Here is a 19,868-nt window from a genome sequence, read left to right on the forward strand (position 1 = left end):
CGCGCCGGCGTCGAAAACAGGCCGGATCGACATTTTCTCATAAAAACTGCGCCGAATTCGACAGATGCACGGAAATACGGGGAATCGATTTCATGACTTCGTAACGGCCGCGGGAGCACCTCTTCTGTCGCAACGTCACAGCCGGGGGGAACCGCGCCATGGCAATTCGAGACTTCCTGCGTCGACGCTGGCGTGAATTGCAGACCAGCGAGCGCGGCAACGTGATGTTGATGTTCGCCTTCGCGATGGTGCCCGTGATCGGGCTGACCGGCGCCACGATCGACTACTCCCGCGCGACGACGGCCCATCAGGTGCTCAACGCGGCCGTGGACTCCGCGGCGCTGATGGCGGCCCGCGACGCGGCCAAGCTCTCGGACACCGAGGTCCGCGACCGGATCAACAAATGGATCAAGGCGAACCTGCACGGAGACGCCGCCAGGACCTTCACGAGTGCCAACATCACCATCGACCGTACGGCACGCACCATCGCCATCGACTCTCAGGTGAGCATCGATACGAGCCTGACGCGCGTGATCGGCCAGGATGCGATGGTCATCAAGAGCAAGTCGCAGTCGACCTGGGGCACGAACACGATCGAACTGGCGCTGGCGCTCGACAACACCGGCTCGATGGACTCGTCGGGCAAGATGACCGCGCTGAAGACGGCGGCGACAAACCTGATCGACATCATGAAGGACGCGACGACGGAGACCGACCAGATCAAGGTTTCGATCGTGCCCTTTGCCACGCAGGTCAAGATTGCGACCAGCTTCAAGAACGAGGCTTGGCTTCGCTTCGACCAGACCAAGACGACGTGCACGACGAACAAGGGCAAGCAGACCTGCACCACGACCGCGATTACCAAGTCGACCTGGGCCGGCTGCGTCAGTGACCGCGATCAGCCGAACGACGTGAAGGACAATGAGAGCGTCCTCGCCTACGCCACGCTGTATCCGGCCGATTTCTGCGCGCAATCGACGCTGGCGCCGATTCTGCCGCTGACCGCCGACTGGGCGGCTCTGAAGACCGCCATCAACGGCATGACGCCGGTGGGCAACACAAACGTCACGATCGGCGCGACCTGGGGCATGGCGACGCTGACGCCGGGTGTTCCTTTCACGCAGGCACGCCCCTTCGCGACGCCGCGCCTGAACAAGTACATGATCCTGCTGACGGACGGTGAGAACACGCAGAATCGCTTCACCAGTGACGGCGCTGCGATCGACGCCCGCACGAAGCTCGCCTGCCAGACGGCGAAGGATGCGGGCATCCGGGTCTACACCGTGCGCGTGATCGACGGCGACCGCACTTTGCTGCAGAACTGCGCCAGCGAAGTGGGGATGTATTACGAGGTCAGCAGCGCCGCGCAGCTGACTCCGGTGTTCCAGCAGATCGCGCGCGAGATCAGCCAGGTCCGCCTGACCCATTGAGGGGCTCCCGGACCGTCGGACCGGATACGCCATCAAGTCCGGTGGTCCGGGCCTTGTCCCGCTTCGGCCTGTCGGACAACCGCAATCCCTATTGGGCCGATGCTGCCGACATCTTCAGCCGGGGCTGAGCGCGGCGAAGCGTTCGAGGAAGCGATCCTGCGCGGCTTGCGTGTCCAGCGGCGAAAGCAGGGCGGTCACCGCCCGCGGCAACGCCTGCGGCCGGCCGAAATAGCGCAGGGCCTCCTCGCGGCCGAATCCCGCCAGCTCTGTCGCCTCCAGGAAGGCGGCGATGGTGTCGGCCTCCTTGGTCTTGCGCTTGAGCAGGGCCGGCGGGGCAGCCGGCAGGCCGAAGCGCAGATGGATCGCGCCGAGCAATCGTGTCTCTACTGCCTTGTAGGCGTCGCCCATCACCAGCTTGAACGGCGAGATCATGTCGCCGATGACGTATTCCGGTGCGTCGTGGAGCAGTGCCATCAGCCGCCAGGCATCGGACCAGCCGGGGTTGAGATGATCGGCGATGGCCTCGACCAGCAGGCTGTGCTGCGCGACCGAGAAGGAATGCGGCCCTTTCGTCTGGCCGTTCCAGCGGGCGACGCGGGCGAGACCATGGGCGATGTCCTCGATCTCGACATCGAGCGGGGAGGGGTCGAGCAGATCGAGCCTGCGGCCCGACAGCATGCGCTGCCAGGCGCGGGGCGGGGCAGGGGCGCGTGCCATGATCAGGCGGCGGGCCGCTGGTCGCGCGCCAGCGCGGCGCATTCCTGCCAACGGAAGCAGCCGGTGAGGTGGTCGTTGACCAGCCCGCAGGCTTCCATGAAGGCGTAGACGATGGTGGGGCCGCAGAAGGTGAAACCGGCCTTCTTCAATTCCTTCGCCATCGCCTCCGACAGCTTCGTCTGCGTCGGCACCTCGCCCTGGGTGCGGAACCTATTCTGGAGCACGCGGCCGTCGAGATGCTTCCAGAGGAAATCGGCGAAGGGCTCGCGCTCGCTGATCGCGAGATAGGCGCGCGCGCTCTTGATCGTGCCCTCGATCTTGCCACGGTGGCGGATGATGCCGGGATCGGCGAGCAGGCGCTGCACATCGGCCTCGGTGAAGCGGGCGACGGCTTCCGGCGCGAAGCCGGCGAAACCGGCGCGGAAGGCGTCCCGCTTCCTCAGGATGGTGATCCAGGACAGGCCGGCCTGGAAGCCGTCGAGGATCAGCTTCTCCCAAAGCGCGCGGGAGTCGTATTCCGGCACGCCCCATTCGGTGTCGTGATAGGCGAGGTAAAGCGGATCGGTGCCCGGCCAGCGACAGCGGAACCTGCCGTCCGGCCCTTCGATCGCGATGCGATCGTCGCCGGCACGGGTTGCCTCGCCTGCGGGGGCTGCCTCGCTCATGCGGCGGCTCCGAAGCCGGCTTCGCCGGGGAAGGGAAAGCGGATGAAATCCGGCTTGGCGAGCGAGAAGGCCAGCCCGCCGCCGAGCAGGGGCTCGCCCGCGGCCAGTGCATCCGCGACACGGTCGAGCCGCAGCAGGGCGAGCGCGCGGCCATTCGCCCCGGAGCCGATCCGGCCCAGCGCCTTGCCGCCAGCCGTGGCATCGGAGCCGGTCTCGGCCGCGATGCCATCGACGAAGACGATCGGCACGACCCGGGTCCTTGCCGTGCCGCGATGCTGCATGCGCGAGACCACCTCCTGGCCGATATAGCAGCCCTTCTTGAAGGAGACACCGCCGAGCTGGTCGAGCAGGGCCTCATGCGGGAAAGCATCGCCATAGGTGAAGTCGCGTCCGCCCTCGGGAACGCCGAGCGCGATGCGGCTTGCGTGCCAGGCGTCGGCCGAGGCCGTCGCGATCTCGGCCGCGCCGTCGCGATCGGTCATGGCGCGCTGGCCGAGGCCTGGCAGGCGCGGATCGACGTAGACGAGGCCGGCCTCCTCGGGGAGCGCCGCGCCGTCGCACGAGGCGATCACCGCTGTGGCCTCGGTCAGGTCGTCGAGCGCCACCCTGGCGCGCAGCTTGTAGAGTTTCAGGCGCTTCATCAGGTCGGCCGTCTGGAGCAGGGGGGTGTCGAGCAGGAAGCCGCCGCCCTCGCCTTCGGGAACCGCGACGACCAGGAAATCGCAGATGATCTTGCCTTGCGGCGTCAGGAGCGCGCCGTACCCCGCCTGGTCCGGCGTCACCGCGTCCATGTCGTTGGTGACGATGTTCTGCAGGAAGTCGCGCGCATCCTCGCCGCTGACGCGGATGACGCCGCGATCGATGAGGTGGGTGGCAGGCATATGTGTTCTCCGCTGCGCCTGCCGTCACGGTAGCGCTTGCAAATGGTTCTCTGGCCGATAGGTAGGCCGTGTCAGCCGCTCGCTCAACCACCGGAGATCGCCATGCCGCAAACCTTCGACGCCATTCTCAAGGGCGGCACGGTGGTGAACCATGACGGGCGCGTTCAGCGCGACCTCGGCATCACCGGCGGCAAGATCATGGCGCTGGGCGATCTTTCCAGTGCCTCCGCCGGCGAGGTCGTCGATTGCACGGGGCTGCACATCCTGCCCGGCGTGATCGATTCACAGGTGCATTTCCGCGAGCCGGGTCTCGACCACAAGGAGGATCTGGAGACGGGCTCGCGCGCGGCCGTGCTCGGCGGCGTCACCACCGTCTTCGAGATGCCCAATACGATTCCGCAGACGACCAGCCCTGAGGCGCTTGCCGACAAGATCAGGCGCGGCAAACATCGCATGCATTGTGACTTCGCCTTCTGGGTCGGCGGGACGCATGAGAACGTCAACGACGTGCCCGAGCTCGAGCGGCTGCCCGGTGCCGCCGGCATCAAGGTGTTCATGGGCTCGTCCACCGGCGATCTCCTGGTCGAGGACGATGCCGGTGTCGCCGAGATCCTAAAGCGCACGCGCCGCCGTGCTGCCTTCCACTCGGAGGACGAGGGCATGCTGCGCGAGCGCATGGGCCTGCGCGTCACGGGCGATCCGTCGAGCCATCCGGTCTGGCGTTCGCCGGAGGTGGCGCTGACCTGCACGAAGCGGCTGGTGCGGATCGCCCGCGAGACCGGCGCGCGGGTGCATATCCTGCACATCTCGACCGGCGACGAGATGGAGTTCCTGAAAGACCACAAGGATGTCGCGACCGTCGAGGTGCTGCCGAACCATCTGACGCTGGTCGCGCCGGACTGCTACGAGCGGCTCGGCACCTATGCCCAGATGAACCCGCCGATCCGCGATGACAGCCATCGCCAGCGCATCTGGTGGGGCGTCGATCAGGGCATCGTCGACGTGCTCGGCTCGGACCATGCGCCGCATACGCATGAGGAGAAGCACCACGCCTATCCAGCGAGCCATTCCGGCATGCCGGGCGTGCAGACGCTGGTGCCGATCATGCTCGACCATGTGAATGCGGGCAGGCTGACGCTGGAGCGCTTCGTCGACCTCTCCAGCCACGGGCCGCAGCGCATCTTCGGGCTGGAGGGCAAGGGCCGGATCGCGGCTGGCTACGACGCCGATTTGACCATCGTCGATCTGAAGCGCCGCGAGACCATCACCAATGCCTGGGGCGCCTCGAAATGCGGCTGGACGCCCTATGACGGCGTCAGCGTCACCGGCTGGCCGGTCGGCACCTATGTGCGCGGCCAGAAAGTAATGTGGGAGGCGCAGATCGTGACGCCGGCGCAGGGCGAGCCGGCGCGCTTTCTGGAAGCGTTGCCGCGCGGCTGATGACCGTCAGGCCAGCGTCGCCGTCTCAACCACGCGCCACTGGTCGATCGGGACGTCCTGGCCCGAGGTGACGACGCAGAGCCGGTCGAAGCGGATCGACCGGCCTGCAAGCGCGTGTGAGATCTTATCGGCAGCCTGCGCCTTCGGACCGGCCTCGACAGGCCCGTAAAGCAGCGAGACATGCGGCATGAAGACCTCCGTCGCCTGTCCATCGAGCCGCTGCTTCAGCGCGGCCAGTGGCGAGCTGACCGCGAAACGCGCGTAGAACGAGCGGAAGAAGGCCTCGCTGGTCTCGATTCCCGCCACGACCTCTAAAAAAAAGGTGACCTCTCCCGCCGCCTCCGCGATCGCGGAGGCGAGCGCCGTCACGGGCCTGTCGGTGTCGCCGGCTATCGTCAGATGCGGCGTGAAGAGCGGCGTACCGAAGCGCTGCGACAGCTCGGAAACGATGCCGGCGAGTAGCGCGCTGTCGTCTGCAGCGGGCATCAGCCAGATGGAATGGATCGGCGCTGTCATCAGAGGTTCACAAACCTATTGCACACGGTCGGACACCGGCGTTATGTTTGATCCAAGCGTATCGGAAATGGAAGAATAATTCCATTCATTCCGGAAAAGATCGCGGTCAGGGAGATGGCATCTTGCCAACCGAATTGCCAAGCGGGCCGCGTAGCGGCGCGTCCATCGCCGTGCGCGATCTGCAGGTTGCCTATGGCGGCACGCGGGTGCTGCACGGCGTCAGCCTCGACTTCACGCCGGGCAGCTTCACGGCGCTGCTGGGCTCGTCGGGCTGCGGCAAGACTACGCTGCTGCGGTCGCTGTCGGGCTTCGTGCCCGTCGAATCCGGCTCGATCATCGTCGGCGGCCGGGATGTCGCGTTGCTGCCGCCTGAAAAGCGCGGCATGGCGATGGTGTTCCAGTCCTATGCGCTGTGGCCGCACATGACCGTGAAGCAGAACATCGGCTACGGGCTGAAGCTGCGCGGCGCCTCCAAGGCCGAGATCGCCGCGAAGGTGGCCTCGATGCTCTCCTTCCTCGGGCTTGCCGGCTACGAGGACCGGAAGGTCACGGCGCTTTCGGGCGGGCAGCGCCAGCGCGTCGCGCTCGGCCGGGCCCTCGCCATCGACCCTGGCATCCTGCTGCTCGACGAGCCGCTGTCGAACCTCGATGCCAAGATCCGGATGACGATGCGCCACGAGATCCGGGCGATCCAGCAGCGCCTCGGCCTGACCGCGGTCCATGTCACGCATGACCGCGAGGAGGCCATGACCATGGCCGACCGGCTCGTCATCATGCAGGCGGGCACGATCGCGCAGGTCGGCACGCCGGAAGAGGTCTACGACCAGCCTGCGACAGCCTTCGTCGCCAATTTCATGGGTGCGGAGAACGTCCTGCCGCTGCGCGTCGAGCGCTCCGAACAGGGCGCCTCGCTGAGTGCCGGCGAAGCGACCGCACATCTTCAGGCGGGTTGGGCGCAGGCTTTGCCGGCGGGCGAGGCCGTCGCCTATTTCCGCGACGATGTCGCAAGGCTCGACGCCACCGACGCCGCTGCTGGGGAGGACCTGCTGGTGCTCGGACGGATCGCGGCGCGGGCCTATCCCGGTGGCATCTATCGCTATCGCGTCGAGGCCGCCGGCCGCCAGATCACGGTCGATGACAGCGATCGCCACGAACTCGGAACCACTGTCGGCCTGCGCATTCCGCTGCAGCGCCTCCACATCTTCCCGGCATCCGAGGCCGGGATTGCCGCCTGACCGCATTCGACCCAACCAGGAGTCAAATCCATGCGCATCCTCACGATTGCCTGCTCGCTCGCAGCGCTGATGGCGGCTTCGCCGCTTTCCGCGCAGACGCTCAACGTGGCTTCGGCCGGCGACCAGAACATGGTCGATTACGTCAAGGACTTCCTCGGACCGATGTTCGAGAAGGCCAATCCCGGCGTGAAGGTCGTTTCGGTCGGCACCGGCCCGGGCGATTCCGGCTCGCAGAAGATCTATGAGAAGCTCGACGCCCAGAAGGGCGCCGCCACGACCGATTTCGACGTCGTCGTCATCCACCAGAAGGCCGCCGGCCAGATGGTCAAGGAAGGCCTGCTCGACAAGTATACGGGCAATGTCGCGACCGCCAAGCTCGCCACCGGCGATGCCGCCAAGAACGCGCTCGGCACCGATGTTTCGGGTTTCGTGATCCCGATGTTCCAGTCGCAGACTGCGCTCGCCTACAATGCCGACATGGTCAAGACGCCGCCGGCGACCTTCGCCGAGCTCGCCGACTGGGCCAAGAAGAATCCCAAGCAGTTCGGCTATAACGGCATCAAGGGCGGCATGTCCGGCGTTTCCTTCGTCGCCGGCTGGGTCTATGCCTTCGGCGGCGATGCCGACAAGCTGATCAAGGGTCCGTATGACGCGGCCACGAAGGCCGGCTGGGACAAGGCTTTCGCCGATCTCAAGGAGTTCAACAAGAACGCCGTAATCACCCCCGGCAATGCCGGCACGCTCGACATGCTGAACCGCGGCGAGATCGCGATCGGCCCGGTCTGGGTCGACATGTTCTATTCCTGGCAGGCCGACGGCAAGCTGCCGCCGAACATGAAGCTCAAGCTCGTCTCGCCCGGCATGCCCGGCCAGCCAATGTACTACGCCGTCGCCGGCAAGTCGGCCCAGAAGAAGCTGGCGGAAGCCTTCATCGCGCTCGCCACCAGCCCGCAGGTGCAGGCCGACGGCATCGTCAAGAAGTTCAACTGGTATCCGGGCATCGACGCCGCCAATCTCGAGGGCAAGCTCGACAAAGCCGCCTGGGACAAGCTCTTCACCGACGTCACCCCGGCCGACCTCGCCAAGAACGGCAAGGCCTTCCCGATCGCGCCCTACTTCAACGACATCCTCGAGGGTTACGAGAAGAAGGTCTCGAACTGAGATCGATGATTTGACGACCGGGATGATGGAATGCGCCGTCATCCCGGGCAAGTCGCTTCAGCGACGCCGATCCGGGATCCATTCCTGAGCCTTTCCGGAATGGATCCCGGATCTCCGCTTCGCTGCGTCCGGGATGACCCCCGCGTCTGTTTTCCAAGAAGAAACGCAGTGGCATGAGCCTTTCCCAACGCCATCTGGCGCTGATCCTGATCGCGCCCGGACTCGCCCTGGTCGCGGCGCTGTTTTTGTACCCGCTCTGCTTCTCGCTGATCTCCGCCTTCACCAAGGACGGTTCTTTCACACTGGAGTGGTTCGCCAAGGCGTTCGAGCTCTACTCGACCGATATCGTCTTCACGGTGGTGATCGTGCTGGCCTCCTGCGGGCTGACGGCGCTCGCCGCCATCGTCATCGCCGGCACGCTGACGCTGGGCGAGAACCGCTGGATCGTCGGTACGCTCAAGGCGCTCTATCGCTGGCCGCTGTTCATCCCGTTCATCGTCGCGGCGCAATGCATGCGCACCTTCCTCGCCAAGAACGGCCTGATGAACAACACCTTCGTCTCGCTCGGCCTGATGGAGCCGTTGCAGGCGGTGAGCTTCCTCGACTGGCGCGGCATCATCGCGACCTTCGTCTGGAAGCAGACGCCCTTCGTCGCGCTGCTGCTGGCCGGCGCGCTTGCCTCGATCGACCGGGCGACACTGGAAGCCGGGCGCAATCTCGGCGCCTCGCGGCTGCGGGTGCTGATCGAGCTCGCTTTGCCGCAGGTGATGCCGACGCTGCTGGTCGCGCTCGTGTTGTCCTTCGTGACGATGCTCTCGGTGCTGTCCGTGCCGATGATGGTGTCCGGTTCGCAGCCGACCATGCTGACCGTCGACATGGCCTTCCGGATCAACGCCTATGGCGACTATGCGACGGCGAACGCACTCGGCGTCATCACCTATCTGATCAGTGCGGGCGCCGCGATCCTCTACCTCCAGCGCGGCATGTCGCAGGAGGCGCCGCGATGACCCGTGTCGTCTCCTCCGCCCGGATGGTGCTGGCGGTCTCCCTGCTCGTTGCCTTCGCCTTCGTCCTGATCGGTCCGCTTCTGAATCTCGCTCTCTGGTCCGTCGCCGAGCGCTGGTATACGCCCTACAAGCTGCCGGTGACCTATGGCACGCGCTATTGGGAACAGGTCTTCCGGCCGACTGGCGATGCCATGAGCTCGCTCAGCACCAGCGTCTGGATCGCGGTGCTGACGGTCGTGCTCGCGCTCGCGCTGTCGATCCCGGCTGGCTACGCGCTGGCGCGGCTCAAGCTGCCGATGCGGGCGCTGTTCATGCTGATGTTCCTGCTGCCGCAGGCGTTTCCGTCCGTCGCGATCTACATCAACGTGGCGCGGATTTTCTACAATATCGGCATCAACGGCACGGTCTTCGCCGTCGTGCTGGTCCATGCCGCGCATGGGCTCGTCTTCTCCGTCTGGATTGCGGCTGCGGCCTTTGCCGCGGTCGACAAGGATCTGGAACTGGCGGCCCGCAACATGGGCGCCTCGCCGCTGCGGGCCTTCTTCACCGTGACGCTGCCGCTGGCGGCGCCGGGCATCATCGCGTCGGGCATCTTCGTGTTTCTCGAATCGCTCGACGAGTTCACCGGCACCTTCTTCGTCGGCGTGCCGCAGGTCACGACGCTGCCTTTGCTGCTCTACAGCGCGGCGATGGGCGGCAACTACCAGGTCGCCTCGATCACGGCGCTGATCCTGCTGGTGCCGTCCGTGCTGTTCATGCTGTTCATCGAGCGCTTCCTGCGCGCCGACGTGCTGGCTAAGGTGGGCACATAGCGCGCCCATCTGCTGCGCGAGCGGCGATTTCGACGATTGCGGCTACAGGGTCTTAAGCTTCGCCGCCCATAGTGCGAGTGGCCGCCGGACGCGGCCGCGAGGGACCGTCGGAGCGCGATGTCAGTCGGAGCGGGCGAGGCGACACAGGCGGACGCGGTTTCCGGCGCACGCGCGGCGATCGATCGCGGCCGGGCGATCGCCGCGTTTCTCTCCGGCCTCGGCCTGTTCATCCTCTTGCTGACGCTGCAGCCCTTTGCCGGCCCCCCGGTGCTGGCCGAGGGCGAATCAAGCGGCAATGTCGTCAACCAGATCGGCTATGTCAGCCTGGCCCTGGTCTATGGCGCGGCGATGCTGGCCTTTTCCGAGCGCGCTGCGCTGGCCAGGCTGCGGTCGAGCGGCCTGCTCGTCGTCTTTGCGGTCGCCGCGGTGTCGCTGCCGGAGGCGCTCGACCCGGAGGCCGCTTTTCGGGCGTTGCTGCTGGCGAGCTTCGCCATGGTCCTCGTGGTCGGAATCCTCGTCCTGCCCTGGACCGAGGCCAGCTTCGCCAATGCGGCGGCCAACGCCACGCTGGTCCTGCTGCTGCTGGTCTATGCCGCGCTCCTGCTGGCGCCGCATCTGGCGGTCCATGGCGCGGAGGGTGTCGAGGGCGGCCATGCCGGAGACTGGCGGGGCCATCTCTCGCACAAGAACTATGCCGCGCCGGTGTTCTCCATGGTCGCCATGTTCGGCATCTATGTCTGGCGCATGGGGCTCACGCTGCGCGGCGCGGCCGTCGTCCTGCTGAGCGTGGTCTTCGTCCTCAACAGCGGCTCGAAGACGACCATGGGTTTCCTACCGGTGGCTATCGGGCTGGTCCTGCTGGCGCGCGGGCTCGGTCGGCCGCGCCTCGGCCTGGCGATGCATGTGGGCATGGTCCTGCTGATCGGGGCGCTGACGGTCGGCACCATCTTCTCGCCGGCGCTGCTGAAGCTGTCGGCCGCGATCAACCCGGACCCGACCTTCACCGGGCGCGACGAGATCTGGAAATTCGCCGCCGCCCGGATCGGCGAGAAGCCGTGGTTCGGCTATGGCTATGTCAGCTTCTGGCAGACGCCGGCGGTGACGCGGATGGAAGAGAATTTCGAGGCGAGCTGGGACATTCGCGGCATCGGATCCGGCCATAACAGCTATCTCGACGCGATGCTGATGTTCGGAATCCCGGGAGCGCTCGTGATCATCTACTGCCTGATGGTGAAGCCGCTGCAGAACTATCTCGCGGCCCAGGCCGATCCCGACCGGCGCCGTTTTGCCGATCTCTGCGCGATGATCGTGATGTTCATGACCTATGTCGGCATGCTGGAATCGTTCTTCCTGAACCGGGCCGAGCCGGTCTGGCTGCTCTTCGCCTTCGCCGTGCTCGGGCTGGAATGCGCGAGGCGGATGACGATGCGTCGCGCCTGAACGGCCAGGCGTGCTGCGCCCGCCCTTGTGCCTCCTCTTGCGTCGCTCTTGTCCCGCTTCTCGCACCTCCTGCCGTCTTTCGACGGAACGGCAAGTCAGTCTGTGGCGTTACCGCGACGACAACGGGAGACGCAGATGGAAACCCAGGAACTGCACCGTGGCCGCCTGATCGACCATATCCAGCTCGTCGTCAGCGACCTGGCGGCGAGCCGCCGCTTCTACGAGGCCCTGTTCGACATCCTGGAGATTCCGCTGGGCGGGAGCGCCGACGACTATTTCTGGATCGACGAGCTGTTCGTCTCGAGCCTGGACAGCAAGGCGGCGCAGGGGGCATTGACCGGCCGGCATCACATCGCCTTTCAGGCGAAGGACCGCGCCATGGTCGCGGCGTTTCATGCCGCCGGCCTGAAGCACGGTGGACGCGACAATGGCGGCCCGGGCGAGCGCTCCTACCATCCGGGCTATTATGCGGCCTTCCTGATCGATCCGGACGGCAACAACATCGAGGCGGTCTTCCATGGCGAGGCCCGGCGAAGCGCGCCGTCGGTCAAGATCGCGTTCTAGCCTCCGCCCTGTGCCGGCGGGCGATGTCGAGGAAGGCCTTGATCGCCTTGCTCTGGTTGCGCTCGCTCAGGCAGATCAGCGCTTCCTTCATCAGGATCGGCGGACCGTCGAGCGCGATGCGCGCCAGCCCGTGCCCTTCGCCGAATTCGGCCTCGGAGACGAAACCGATGCCGGCGCCCGCCGCCACGACGTCGCGCACACCCTCCCGCCCCTCGACCTCGATCGCATGGCGCAGCGCGACGCCGGTCTCGACCGCCCGCTGTTCGAGCAGGCGCCGCGTCCGCGAGCCGTGCTCGCGCATCACCAGCGGCAGGCCGGCGAGATCGGCGAGCGAGAGCGACCGGCGGGCGGCCAGCGGATGGCCCGCGGCGACGAAGGCGATGATCGGCGTCGCGTTCAGCGGAACGATCTCGAAGTCGCGACGCGGGGTGGTGTCGCCCAGAACGCCGAGATCGGCCTCGTAGCTCAGCAGCCGGGCGAGAACCGTCTCGGTGTTGCCGGCCTGCACCGTCATCTGGACGCCGGGATAGGCTTCGCGGAAGGCGCTCAGGACATGCAGGATGTGGTGGACGGAATCGGCGACGAGCCGCAGCGCCCCCATCCGCAGCGCGCGCGACTCGGAGAGCAGTTCCAGGGCCTGACCCTCGGCGTCGAACAGCCGGTGCGTGATCGCGAGCAAGGTCTCGCCCATCGGCGTCAGCGCGACCTGCTTGTGCTGACGGCTGAACAGCAGCACGTCATATTCCTCCTCCAGCTTGCGAACCTGGTCGGAGATGGCCGGCTGCGTCAGGCCGAGTTCGTTTGCCGCGCGCGAGAACCCGCCCGAGATCGCGACATGGTGGAAGGCACGAAGCTGAACATAGCGCATGCAGAAATCCGGGTTGGGCTGGGCTGAGATCGATGCCTGTGAGTTTCGGATGTATCGATAAAATTTATTGGTCAATCTAAAATAGCGATTTTTCAGATGTCTGGATACAGGCGATGATGCCTTCATCGAATGGGTCACCAAGAGGAGCGGCGATGCCCGTCACCGACCATCTGGACATCACCGCCTTCGAGGCCCCCGCCCTGGGCGAGCCCTATCTGCTGACGCCCGGTCCGCTGACCACGGCCTATGCCGTGAAGCAGGCGATGCTGCGGGACTGGGGCTCCTGGGACGGTGACTTCCGGGCTCTGACGGCGACGATGCGGCGCCAGCTTCTGGCGATGGTCGGTGATGACGAAGGGAATTTCGACTGCGTGCCGATCCAGGGCAGCGGCAGCTTCTGCGTCGAGGCGATGCTGGGCTCCTTCGTGCCGCGCGACGGCAAGCTGCTCGTCCTCGCCAACGGCGCCTATGGCCTGCGGGCGGCGCAGACGATGCGTTATCTCGGCCGTGCCTGCACCCTGATCGACAAGGGCGACTACCTGCCGCCGCGCGCCGCCGATGTCGTGGCCGCGCTGCAGGCCGATCCGGCCATCACCCATGTGCTCGCGATCCATTGCGAGACCAGCTCGGGCATCCTGAATCCGGTCGCCGAGATTTCGCAGGCCGTCTACGGCCTTGGCCGCAAGCTGCTGATCGACTCGATGAGCGCCTTCGGGGCGCTGCCGGTCGAGGTCGGGACGCTGCGCTACGAGGCGATCGTGTCGTCGGCCAACAAATGCATCGAGGGGGTACCGGGTTTCGGCTTCGTCATCGCCCGTAAAAGCGAACTCGCCGCGGCCGAGGGCCGCAGCCATTCGCTCAGCCTCGACGTCCACGCGCAATGGGCGGCGATGGAGAAGACCGGCCAGTGGCGCTTCACGCCGCCGACCCATATCGTTGCCGCCTTCGTCGAGGCGCTGCGCCTGCACGAAGCCGAGGGTGGCGTCGTGGCGCGCGGTGCGCGCTATGCCCGCAACCGCGACGTGCTGGTCGCCGGCATGCGCGAGGCCGGCTTCGAGACATTGCTGCCGGACGAATGGCTCTCGCCGATCATCGTCACCTTCTTCTGCCCGGCGCATCCGAACTTCGCCTTCGACCGCTTCTACGGGCTGATGAAGGACAAGGGCTTCATCATCTATCCGGGCAAGCTGACGGTGGTCGACAGCTTCCGCGTCGGCTGCATCGGCCACATGGACGAACATGTCATGCGCCGCGTCGTCGCGGCGGCGAAGCAGTCGCTGGTCGAGATGGGCGTGCCCAGCGCAGCCCCGCCGGCGTTGGCGCTCGATGAGCGCGCGCGGCTCGTCGCCTGAGCACGGCGCGTCGGGTAACCCGGGAATGGATAAGAGCATGTCGCTGAACCAGATCAGGGCCGTCGTCTTCGACTGGGCCGGAACCGTCGTCGATCACGGTTCGCTCGCGCCGATGGGGGCTTTCGTCGAGGCCTTCGCTGCATTCGGCGTCGCGGTCATGATCGACGAGGCGCGCATCCCGATGGGCATGGCCAAGCGCCCCCATGTCGCTGCGCTCTTCGCCATGCCCCGGATCGCCGCCGAATGGCGGCGGGAGCGCGGCCATGCGCCGACGGAGGCCGATATCTCTGCCGTCTACGATGTCTTCGTGCCGAAGAACATTGCCGTCGCGGCGCAGTTCGCCGATCTCATTCCCGGCGCCGCCGATCTCGCCGCCATGCTACGCGCGGACGGCGTTCGCATCGGCAGCACCACCGGCTACACCCGCGCGATCATGGCGGAGGTGACGCCGCGCGCGAAGGAGCAGGGTTTCGTCTCTGATGCGATGGCCTGCACGGGTGATGCGCCCGACGGCCGGCCGACGCCCTTCCTGATGTGGCGGGTCCTGACCGAGCTTCAGGTCTATCCGGCCTGGCGCGCTGTCAAGGTCGACGATACCGAGGTCGGCATCGGGGAGGGCACGAATGGCGGCGCCTGGACCGTCGGCGTGGCGGTGACGGGCAATGTCTTCGGCCTGTCGCTCGCCGATACGCTGGCGCTCTCACCCGACGAGTTTGCGCAGCGCCGCGCGATGGCGGTAGCGAAGCTGAAGGCGGCCGGCGCGCATTACGTCGTCGACGGTGTCGCCGATCTGGCGCCGGTGCTGGCCGAGATCGACCAGCGGATCGCGCGGGGCGAGCGTCCCTGAGATGGCGGGCAGGCGGGGCGGAACCTGGCGGCCAGCAAACGGTTCCTTCCCGAAAGGAGGGCCGCGCCATGTCGATCAACTCCCGCCCGACCGATGCCCCGGTTCCCTACCAGACTCCGCAGCGCAAGGGGCAATCCGGTGAGGATGCGGAGCGGAGGCCCGGGCCCAATCCGCGCTCCAGCCACGCCACCGGCCCGCACGCGCCCTATGAACCGACGGATTCAGGCGGGCTTGCTGCCGAGAAGCACAATAGAGAGCCTGCTGCGCCCCCGGACGATGCGCCGGAAGCCGGGACGAAACCGGACGCCGGCATCGAGATCGTGGACCTGAGCCGTCACAAGACCTAGCCTCGGTGGCGCTGCATGGCGCAAGCCCTGAGTTGGCCTGTCGGACTGCTGCTGCCACCATGTCGTCACCTTGCGGGAGTGTCAGTCGCGATGCGCAACGTCTTTGCCGTCCTGTTCGCAGCCATCATGCCCGTCCTTGTCGCGCTTCCCGCTGGCGCGCAGCTTGTCGGGACGCCGGGCAATGCTCCGCTCACGCCTGACGGACCCAGGCGCGGTCTCGGCCCGCCCTCGATCACCGACAATGTCCCGGATCTCCGCCTGCGCTCCGATGGCGGGGGCATTCCGGGAGCCGGGCCGCTCTTCGTGCCAGGCGGTACCGATCGTCCCGCTCAATTCCGTTCGCAATGGCAAGGCGACGCTGCACCCAGCCGATACCGGGCGTCCGCGCTCGGCCAGCGCTGCCAGACGGCGCGGCGGATCTGCGTTCTGGGCAGGGCTGCGCCCGTCGAAGCGGGCTGCTCGTGCCGAACGGGGAGCGGGCGCGTCCGGGGCCGCGTCGTGCCGTAACGGCGACGCGGCGCTTTCCGGGCTGGACCTGACGCTTTCCAAGTGCCGGTGTCGCGTCGAGTCCGCGCGCACCTATAACTCCCTGGAATACGCGATTCCCGATTTCGACTTGGACAGCGTGGATGCACTGCACCCACACTGGCCCGAATGGCCAAAGCCGAGGGGATCACGTCATGAAACATCGCATCATCGGGCTCGCCAGCCTGATCGCCGCGGCCTGCGCGCCGATCGCGGGCTCGGCGCAGGAAGCCCTGCTGCGTGTCGCCGGCAACGGCGATGTCTCGACGCTCGACGCCCATCGCGCCAGCGCCACCGCCGACAAGACATTGATCGGCTGGATCTATAACGGCCTCGTCCGTTTCAAGCCCGGCAGCGCCGATCCGCAGGATCTCGAGCCCGACCTGGCGGAGCGCTGGGTGACTTCGCCGGATGGCAAGGTCTGGACCTTCCATCTACGCAAGGACGTCAAATTTCAGGGCGACTGGGGCACGCTGAGCGCCGACGACGTCGTCTATTCGCTGCAGCGCTCGGCCGACCCCAAGCGCTCGACCTTCTCCTCGGATTTCGCGGCGGTCGAGACGGTGGAGAAGACCGGCGACCTCACGGTGCGTGTCACGCTGAAATACCCCGACGTCAATTTTCTGGGTCGCGTCTCCAACTACCATGGCGGCAACATCGTCAGCCGCAAGGCGGCGGAGGAGCTCGGTGACAAGTTCGGGGCGAAGCCGGTCGGAACCGGCCCCTTCGCCTTCGTCGAGCAGGTGACGCAGCAGTATGTGAAGCTCGCCGCGCATCCGGGCTATTTCCGCGGCAAGCCGAAGATCGACACGATCATGGTGCGCGTCATCCCCTCCGACAGCGCTCGTGAACTCGCCTTCACCTCCGGCGAACTCGACCTGATGTATGGCAAGCGCGAGCAGCGCTGGGTCGATTCCGCCCGCCGCCGGCCCGGCTTCAACGTCGACATCTTCCAGCCGGGCGAATTCCGGCTGCTGCACCTCAACCAGAGCATTCCGCCCCTCGACGACATCCGCGTGAGGCGCGCGGTCGCGGCCGCCGTCAATGTCGACGACCTCGTGCGTTTCGTCGGCAAGGATGTCGGCCCCAAAGGCTGCTCCGTCGTGCCGCCAGGCTATCTCGGCGAGGACTGTTCGGTCCGCTACGGCTTCGACCTCGCCAAGGCGAAGGCGCTGCTGGCCGAAGCCGGCCACAAGGACGGCATCACGATCAAGGCGATCGTCTCCAATATCTCGGCGCAGCAGCCCTTCATGGAGATCATCCAGGCGCAGCTCGGCAAGGCCGGGATCAAGCTCGAGATGCAGGTCGTCGACCACGCGACCTATCAGAGCCAGACCCGCAAGGACCTGAGCGGGCTGGTCTTCTATGGTGCGGCGCGCTTCCCGATCGCCGACACCTATCTCAGCGAGTTCTTCCATTCGCGTGCCACCGTCGGCACGCCGACCGCGGCGACGAATTTTTCGCATTGCGCCGTTGCCGACAAGGAGATCGAGCAGGCCCGCACCGCGCCCGACGCCGCCGCCCAGAAGGCCCTCTGGAAGGAGGCGCAACGCAAAATCATGGACGATGTCTGCGCCATCCCGCTATTCGAGCTGCGTCAGGTCTGGGCTCGCGGCGACAAGCTGGATTTCGGCTACGAGCTGAAGGGCGCGCTGAATCTCGCGCCGCCGATCACCGAGGCCACCATGCTGAAGCCGCGCTGAAGGCGGTCCCGGCGGCTGACGGGGCTATGGCCATGGAGATATCGCGCCAACTCGCCGGCTACGTCGCCGCCGCCGGCGAGCAGGCCCTGACGGACGATCTGCGCGAGGCGGCGTGCCGCAGCGTTCTCGATCTCGTCATCGCCGCCGCGGCCGGTGTCGCGGCGTCGGGGCCGCGCGCGGTGCGCCGCGTGGCGCGGGTGACGATGGCTGGCGGTGCGCTGCCGGTCTGGTTCTCCGGCGAGACGGCCGGCCTCGCCGGTGCCGTCTGGTGCAACGCCTCGGCTGCGGCGGCGCTCGACCTCGACGACGGTCACCGCATGGCGCGCGGCCATCCCGGAGCGGCCATCATCCCCGCGGCACTGGCCGCAGCGCAGGAGGCGGGCTCGACGACGCAGGAGCTGCTGCGGGCAATCGTCGTCGGTTACGAGGTCGGCGTCGCGGTCGGGGCAGCGCGGCGCTTCTATGCCAATACCGGGATGTGGTCCGGCCATGGCGTGGTCGCCGCGCTCGGTGCGCTCCGGCGTACACCGCCCGAGGCACTGGCCCATGCTTTCGCCATCGCCGGCATGAGCGCGCCCAACCAGCTCCATGCCGGGGCGGGGCCCGCCTTTCGTGCGCAGGAGGGCAGCGACGTCAAGGAGGGCATCCCTTGGTCGAGCGTGACTGCGGTCAATGCGCTTCTGCTGGCCGAGGCCGGCCATGGCGGTCCGCTCGGCCTGCTCGACAATGACGAGCATTTTCGGCTGGAGGGGCTGGTCGCGGGGCTCGGCCGGCAGAACTACATCGTTCGCAACTACATGAAGTTTCATGCCTGCTGCCGGCATGTCCATGCGCCGGTGGAGGCCTTGCTCGGCCTGCTCGCCCGGCATCGCATCGACCCGCACCGCATCGAGGCGATCGAGGTGGCGACCTATGGCGGGGCCTTGCGCCTCGCCAACCGGCCGCGTCCGCAGGGCTTCACTGACGTCCAGTTCTCGATCCCGTATTGCCTGGCGCTGGTCGCGATCGATGGCGGCGATGCGCTGCTGCCGTTGACGGGGGATGCCGTCGACCGGACCGATGTCGCTGCGCTGGCCGACAAGGTCTCGCTGCACCTCGATCCCGAACTCGACGCCCGCTTTCCGGCCGAAACGCTGTCGCGCGTCATGATCCGCAGCGAGGGGCGCGGCTTCGTTTCGCCGGTGACGGCGCCGCGCGGCGAAGCCAGCGCGCCGCCGTCATGGGCCGATCTCGAGGAAAAGCTCCAGCGGGCGACCCGCATCGTCGCCACGGTGGCGCAGCAGCGCCGGTTGCTCGATGCGCTCGGCCATTTGCGGGATGGGAATCACGCCTCGCTGCTGCAGACCTTCGCGAGCCTCACTCTCGATCCGGCGTAAGGATCGTTCGCGAAATCTCGCTTGCCGCCTGCCGGGCCCCGTCGAGGAAGGCGTCGACGAGCCGGGCGTTGCGGCTGTCGCGGATGCGGCAGATCTGGAAGTCGAACTGGAGTGTCGGCTCGAAGCGCCGGATGGCGACCTTGTCGCGCAGGCTGCCGACGATCAACGGATGAACCAGCGAGACGCCGACGCCGGCGGCGACGAACTCGCAGAGCGTCGGCGACACGTTGACGACCATCACGACATTCGGCGCGACGCCATGGGCGTCCAGAACCTGTGCGACGCGCCGGCTGGTATGGCTTTCGGGATCGAAGGACACGAACGGAACGCCATCGAGATCGCCAGGCGTGATCACGCTGTTTGCCGTCAGGGGGTGGTCGAGAGGCAGGATGCAGACGACCGGGTGAGCCATCAGCGGCTCGGCGACGATATAGGGGTTGTCGATCGGCGCGATGATCAGCCCGACATCGAGCTTGCGGGTGACGAGCCCGTCGGCGATCCATTGCGAGCTGCGCGACTGCACCGAGCAGAAGACATTCGGCTGGCTGGCGAGAAAGCGCGAGGTCGCCTGCTGGATGAAGGAACCGGAGAGCGCCGGCATCACGCCGATCAGCAGGCGGCTCTGCTCGTCGCGGCGGATCGCCTCGACGGCGTTCTCGACCTGGCGCACGCCGGCGAAGATCCGGTCGATCTCCTCATAAAGCCGCATGCCGCGCCTCGTCGGAGCAAGGCGCCCCTTCACCCGGTCGAACAGGCGCAGGCCCGTATCCTCTTCCAGATGGGCGATCAGCTTGCTCATCGCCGGCTGCGAGATATTCATGATCTCGGCCGCGCGGCTGACCGTGCCGAATTCGATCACCGCCTTGAAGGCCTCGACCTGCCGCAGGTTGAGCCGCCGCACCATTGCATAACCCTGGAGAATAGCATCGAGAGAAAAACGACTTTGACGAAATACAACATGGCTCCCTAACGTCCAAGCCGG

Annotated in this window: 19 protein-coding genes; 13 read left to right on the plus strand and 6 right to left on the minus strand. The window is 66.7% G+C overall.

Going from position 1 to position 19,868, the window contains the following annotated elements; translation table 11 throughout:
• Positions 1-158: 158 nt before the first annotated feature.
• Positions 159-1,430 (plus strand): vWA domain-containing protein, encoded by a 1,272-nt coding sequence (locus C8D03_RS14565; RefSeq protein ID WP_108047153.1) that lies wholly within the window; start codon positions 159-161, stop codon positions 1,428-1,430.
• Between the two features lie 114 nt (positions 1,431-1,544).
• Here the strand turns inward: C8D03_RS14565 and C8D03_RS14570 are convergent, their stop codons facing one another.
• Genes C8D03_RS14570 through ygfZ form a run of 3 tightly spaced genes read right to left on the minus strand, consistent with a single transcriptional unit; the run spans position 1,545 to position 3,693 of the window.
• A complete protein-coding gene (locus C8D03_RS14570) occupies positions 1,545-2,147 on the minus strand; it encodes a YfbR-like 5'-deoxynucleotidase (protein WP_108051664.1) in 603 nt (200 codons plus the stop codon).
• Positions 2,148-2,149: 2 nt separating this feature from the next.
• The gene (locus tag C8D03_RS14575) at positions 2,150-2,812 is read right to left on the minus strand and encodes a DNA-3-methyladenine glycosylase I (protein ID WP_108047155.1); all 663 of its coding nucleotides are present in this window, start codon (positions 2,810-2,812) and stop codon (positions 2,150-2,152) included.
• Positions 2,809-3,693 (minus strand): CAF17-like 4Fe-4S cluster assembly/insertion protein YgfZ, encoded by an 885-nt coding sequence (ygfZ, locus tag C8D03_RS14580; RefSeq protein WP_108047157.1) that lies wholly within the window; start codon positions 3,691-3,693, stop codon positions 2,809-2,811. The genes C8D03_RS14575 and ygfZ overlap by 4 nt, the downstream gene beginning before the upstream one ends.
• Before the next feature lie 102 nt (positions 3,694-3,795).
• On the opposite strand from ygfZ, the gene C8D03_RS14585 reads away from it, so the two are divergent.
• Positions 3,796-5,133 (plus strand): dihydroorotase, encoded by a 1,338-nt coding sequence (locus C8D03_RS14585; protein WP_108047159.1) that lies wholly within the window; start codon positions 3,796-3,798, stop codon positions 5,131-5,133.
• Positions 5,134-5,139: 6 nt separating this feature from the next.
• On the opposite strand, the gene C8D03_RS14590 is transcribed toward C8D03_RS14585, so the two are convergent.
• The gene (locus tag C8D03_RS14590; protein WP_108047161.1) at positions 5,140-5,649 is read right to left on the minus strand and encodes a haloacid dehalogenase; all 510 of its coding nucleotides are present in this window, start codon (positions 5,647-5,649) and stop codon (positions 5,140-5,142) included.
• Between the two features lie 122 nt (positions 5,650-5,771).
• On the opposite strand from C8D03_RS14590, the gene C8D03_RS14595 reads away from it, so the two are divergent.
• The 6 genes from C8D03_RS14595 (at position 5,772) to C8D03_RS14620 (ending at position 11,868) form a co-directional block, all read left to right on the plus strand.
• Positions 5,772-6,884: an ABC transporter ATP-binding protein gene (locus C8D03_RS14595; protein WP_248308473.1), complete on the plus strand. Its 1,113-nt coding sequence runs from the start codon at positions 5,772-5,774 to the stop codon at positions 6,882-6,884.
• Positions 6,885-6,914: 30 nt separating this feature from the next.
• On the plus strand, positions 6,915-8,045 hold the full coding sequence (locus C8D03_RS14600) for an ABC transporter substrate-binding protein (protein ID WP_108047163.1): 1,131 nt from the start codon (positions 6,915-6,917) through the stop codon (positions 8,043-8,045).
• Between the two features lie 173 nt (positions 8,046-8,218).
• Positions 8,219-9,052 carry an ABC transporter permease gene (locus C8D03_RS14605; RefSeq protein ID WP_108047165.1) on the plus strand — a complete coding sequence of 278 codons (834 nt, stop codon included), beginning with the start codon at positions 8,219-8,221 and terminating at the stop codon, positions 9,050-9,052.
• Positions 9,049-9,864 (plus strand): ABC transporter permease, encoded by an 816-nt coding sequence (locus tag C8D03_RS14610; RefSeq protein WP_108047167.1) that lies wholly within the window; start codon positions 9,049-9,051, stop codon positions 9,862-9,864. Before C8D03_RS14605 ends, C8D03_RS14610 begins: the two co-directional genes overlap by 4 nt.
• A 117-nt stretch (positions 9,865-9,981) precedes the next feature.
• The gene (locus C8D03_RS14615) at positions 9,982-11,304 is read left to right on the plus strand and encodes an O-antigen ligase family protein (RefSeq protein ID WP_108047169.1); all 1,323 of its coding nucleotides are present in this window, start codon (positions 9,982-9,984) and stop codon (positions 11,302-11,304) included.
• A 135-nt stretch (positions 11,305-11,439) separates the two neighbouring features.
• Positions 11,440-11,868, plus strand: a complete 429-nt coding sequence (locus C8D03_RS14620) for a VOC family protein (RefSeq protein WP_108047171.1) — start codon at positions 11,440-11,442, stop codon at positions 11,866-11,868.
• Here the strand turns inward: C8D03_RS14620 and C8D03_RS14625 are convergent.
• Positions 11,852-12,736, minus strand: a complete 885-nt coding sequence (locus C8D03_RS14625) for a LysR substrate-binding domain-containing protein (RefSeq protein ID WP_108047173.1) — start codon at positions 12,734-12,736, stop codon at positions 11,852-11,854. The genes C8D03_RS14620 and C8D03_RS14625 overlap by 17 nt on opposite strands.
• Positions 12,737-12,888: 152 nt before the next feature.
• On the opposite strand from C8D03_RS14625, the gene C8D03_RS14630 reads away from it, so the two are divergent.
• The 5 genes from C8D03_RS14630 (at position 12,889) to C8D03_RS14655 (ending at position 18,886) form a co-directional block, all read left to right on the plus strand.
• Positions 12,889-14,088: a 2-aminoethylphosphonate--pyruvate transaminase gene (locus C8D03_RS14630; protein ID WP_108047175.1), complete on the plus strand. Its 1,200-nt coding sequence runs from the start codon at positions 12,889-12,891 to the stop codon at positions 14,086-14,088.
• A 37-nt stretch (positions 14,089-14,125) separates the two neighbouring features.
• A complete protein-coding gene (phnX, locus tag C8D03_RS14635; protein ID WP_248308474.1) occupies positions 14,126-14,935 on the plus strand; it encodes a phosphonoacetaldehyde hydrolase in 810 nt (269 codons plus the stop codon).
• 68 nt (positions 14,936-15,003) lie between these two features.
• The gene (locus C8D03_RS14640) at positions 15,004-15,282 is read left to right on the plus strand and encodes a hypothetical protein (protein WP_108047180.1); all 279 of its coding nucleotides are present in this window, start codon (positions 15,004-15,006) and stop codon (positions 15,280-15,282) included.
• 680 nt (positions 15,283-15,962) lie between these two features.
• On the plus strand, positions 15,963-17,510 hold the full coding sequence (locus tag C8D03_RS14650) for an ABC transporter substrate-binding protein (RefSeq protein WP_108047184.1): 1,548 nt from the start codon (positions 15,963-15,965) through the stop codon (positions 17,508-17,510).
• Between the two features lie 32 nt (positions 17,511-17,542).
• Positions 17,543-18,886: an MmgE/PrpD family protein gene (locus tag C8D03_RS14655; RefSeq protein ID WP_108051668.1), complete on the plus strand. Its 1,344-nt coding sequence runs from the start codon at positions 17,543-17,545 to the stop codon at positions 18,884-18,886.
• Here the strand turns inward: C8D03_RS14655 and C8D03_RS14660 are convergent.
• Complete coding sequence (locus tag C8D03_RS14660) at positions 18,867-19,790, minus strand: LysR substrate-binding domain-containing protein (RefSeq protein WP_108047186.1); 924 nt, start codon at positions 19,788-19,790, stop codon at positions 18,867-18,869. The genes C8D03_RS14655 and C8D03_RS14660 overlap by 20 nt on opposite strands.
• Positions 19,791-19,868: the final 78 nt, after the last annotated feature.

Origin of the sequence: Bosea sp. 124 (assembly GCF_003046175.1) — a bacterium.
Classification (GTDB): domain Bacteria; phylum Pseudomonadota; class Alphaproteobacteria; order Rhizobiales; family Beijerinckiaceae; genus Allobosea.

Coding starts and splice junctions, on each gene's coding strand:
- C8D03_RS14565 (WP_108047153.1), top strand. CDS start 159: ATGGCAATTCGAGACTTCCTGCGTCGACGCTGGCGTGAATTGCAGACC.
- C8D03_RS14570 (WP_108051664.1), bottom strand. CDS start 2,147: ATGGCACGCGCCCCTGCCCCGCCCCGCGCCTGGCAGCGCATGCTGTCG.
- C8D03_RS14575 (WP_108047155.1), bottom strand. CDS start 2,812: ATGAGCGAGGCAGCCCCCGCAGGCGAGGCAACCCGTGCCGGCGACGAT.
- ygfZ (WP_108047157.1), bottom strand. CDS start 3,693: ATGCCTGCCACCCACCTCATCGATCGCGGCGTCATCCGCGTCAGCGGC.
- C8D03_RS14585 (WP_108047159.1), top strand. CDS start 3,796: ATGCCGCAAACCTTCGACGCCATTCTCAAGGGCGGCACGGTGGTGAAC.
- C8D03_RS14590 (WP_108047161.1), bottom strand. CDS start 5,649: ATGACAGCGCCGATCCATTCCATCTGGCTGATGCCCGCTGCAGACGAC.
- C8D03_RS14600 (WP_108047163.1), top strand. CDS start 6,915: ATGCGCATCCTCACGATTGCCTGCTCGCTCGCAGCGCTGATGGCGGCT.
- C8D03_RS14605 (WP_108047165.1), top strand. CDS start 8,219: ATGAGCCTTTCCCAACGCCATCTGGCGCTGATCCTGATCGCGCCCGGA.
- C8D03_RS14610 (WP_108047167.1), top strand. CDS start 9,049: ATGACCCGTGTCGTCTCCTCCGCCCGGATGGTGCTGGCGGTCTCCCTG.
- C8D03_RS14615 (WP_108047169.1), top strand. CDS start 9,982: ATGTCAGTCGGAGCGGGCGAGGCGACACAGGCGGACGCGGTTTCCGGC.
- C8D03_RS14620 (WP_108047171.1), top strand. CDS start 11,440: ATGGAAACCCAGGAACTGCACCGTGGCCGCCTGATCGACCATATCCAG.
- C8D03_RS14625 (WP_108047173.1), bottom strand. CDS start 12,736: ATGCGCTATGTTCAGCTTCGTGCCTTCCACCATGTCGCGATCTCGGGC.
- C8D03_RS14630 (WP_108047175.1), top strand. CDS start 12,889: ATGCCCGTCACCGACCATCTGGACATCACCGCCTTCGAGGCCCCCGCC.
- phnX (WP_248308474.1), top strand. CDS start 14,126: ATGTCGCTGAACCAGATCAGGGCCGTCGTCTTCGACTGGGCCGGAACC.
- C8D03_RS14640 (WP_108047180.1), top strand. CDS start 15,004: ATGTCGATCAACTCCCGCCCGACCGATGCCCCGGTTCCCTACCAGACT.
- C8D03_RS14650 (WP_108047184.1), top strand. CDS start 15,963: ATGAAACATCGCATCATCGGGCTCGCCAGCCTGATCGCCGCGGCCTGC.
- C8D03_RS14655 (WP_108051668.1), top strand. CDS start 17,543: ATGGAGATATCGCGCCAACTCGCCGGCTACGTCGCCGCCGCCGGCGAG.
- C8D03_RS14660 (WP_108047186.1), bottom strand. CDS start 19,790: ATGGTGCGGCGGCTCAACCTGCGGCAGGTCGAGGCCTTCAAGGCGGTG.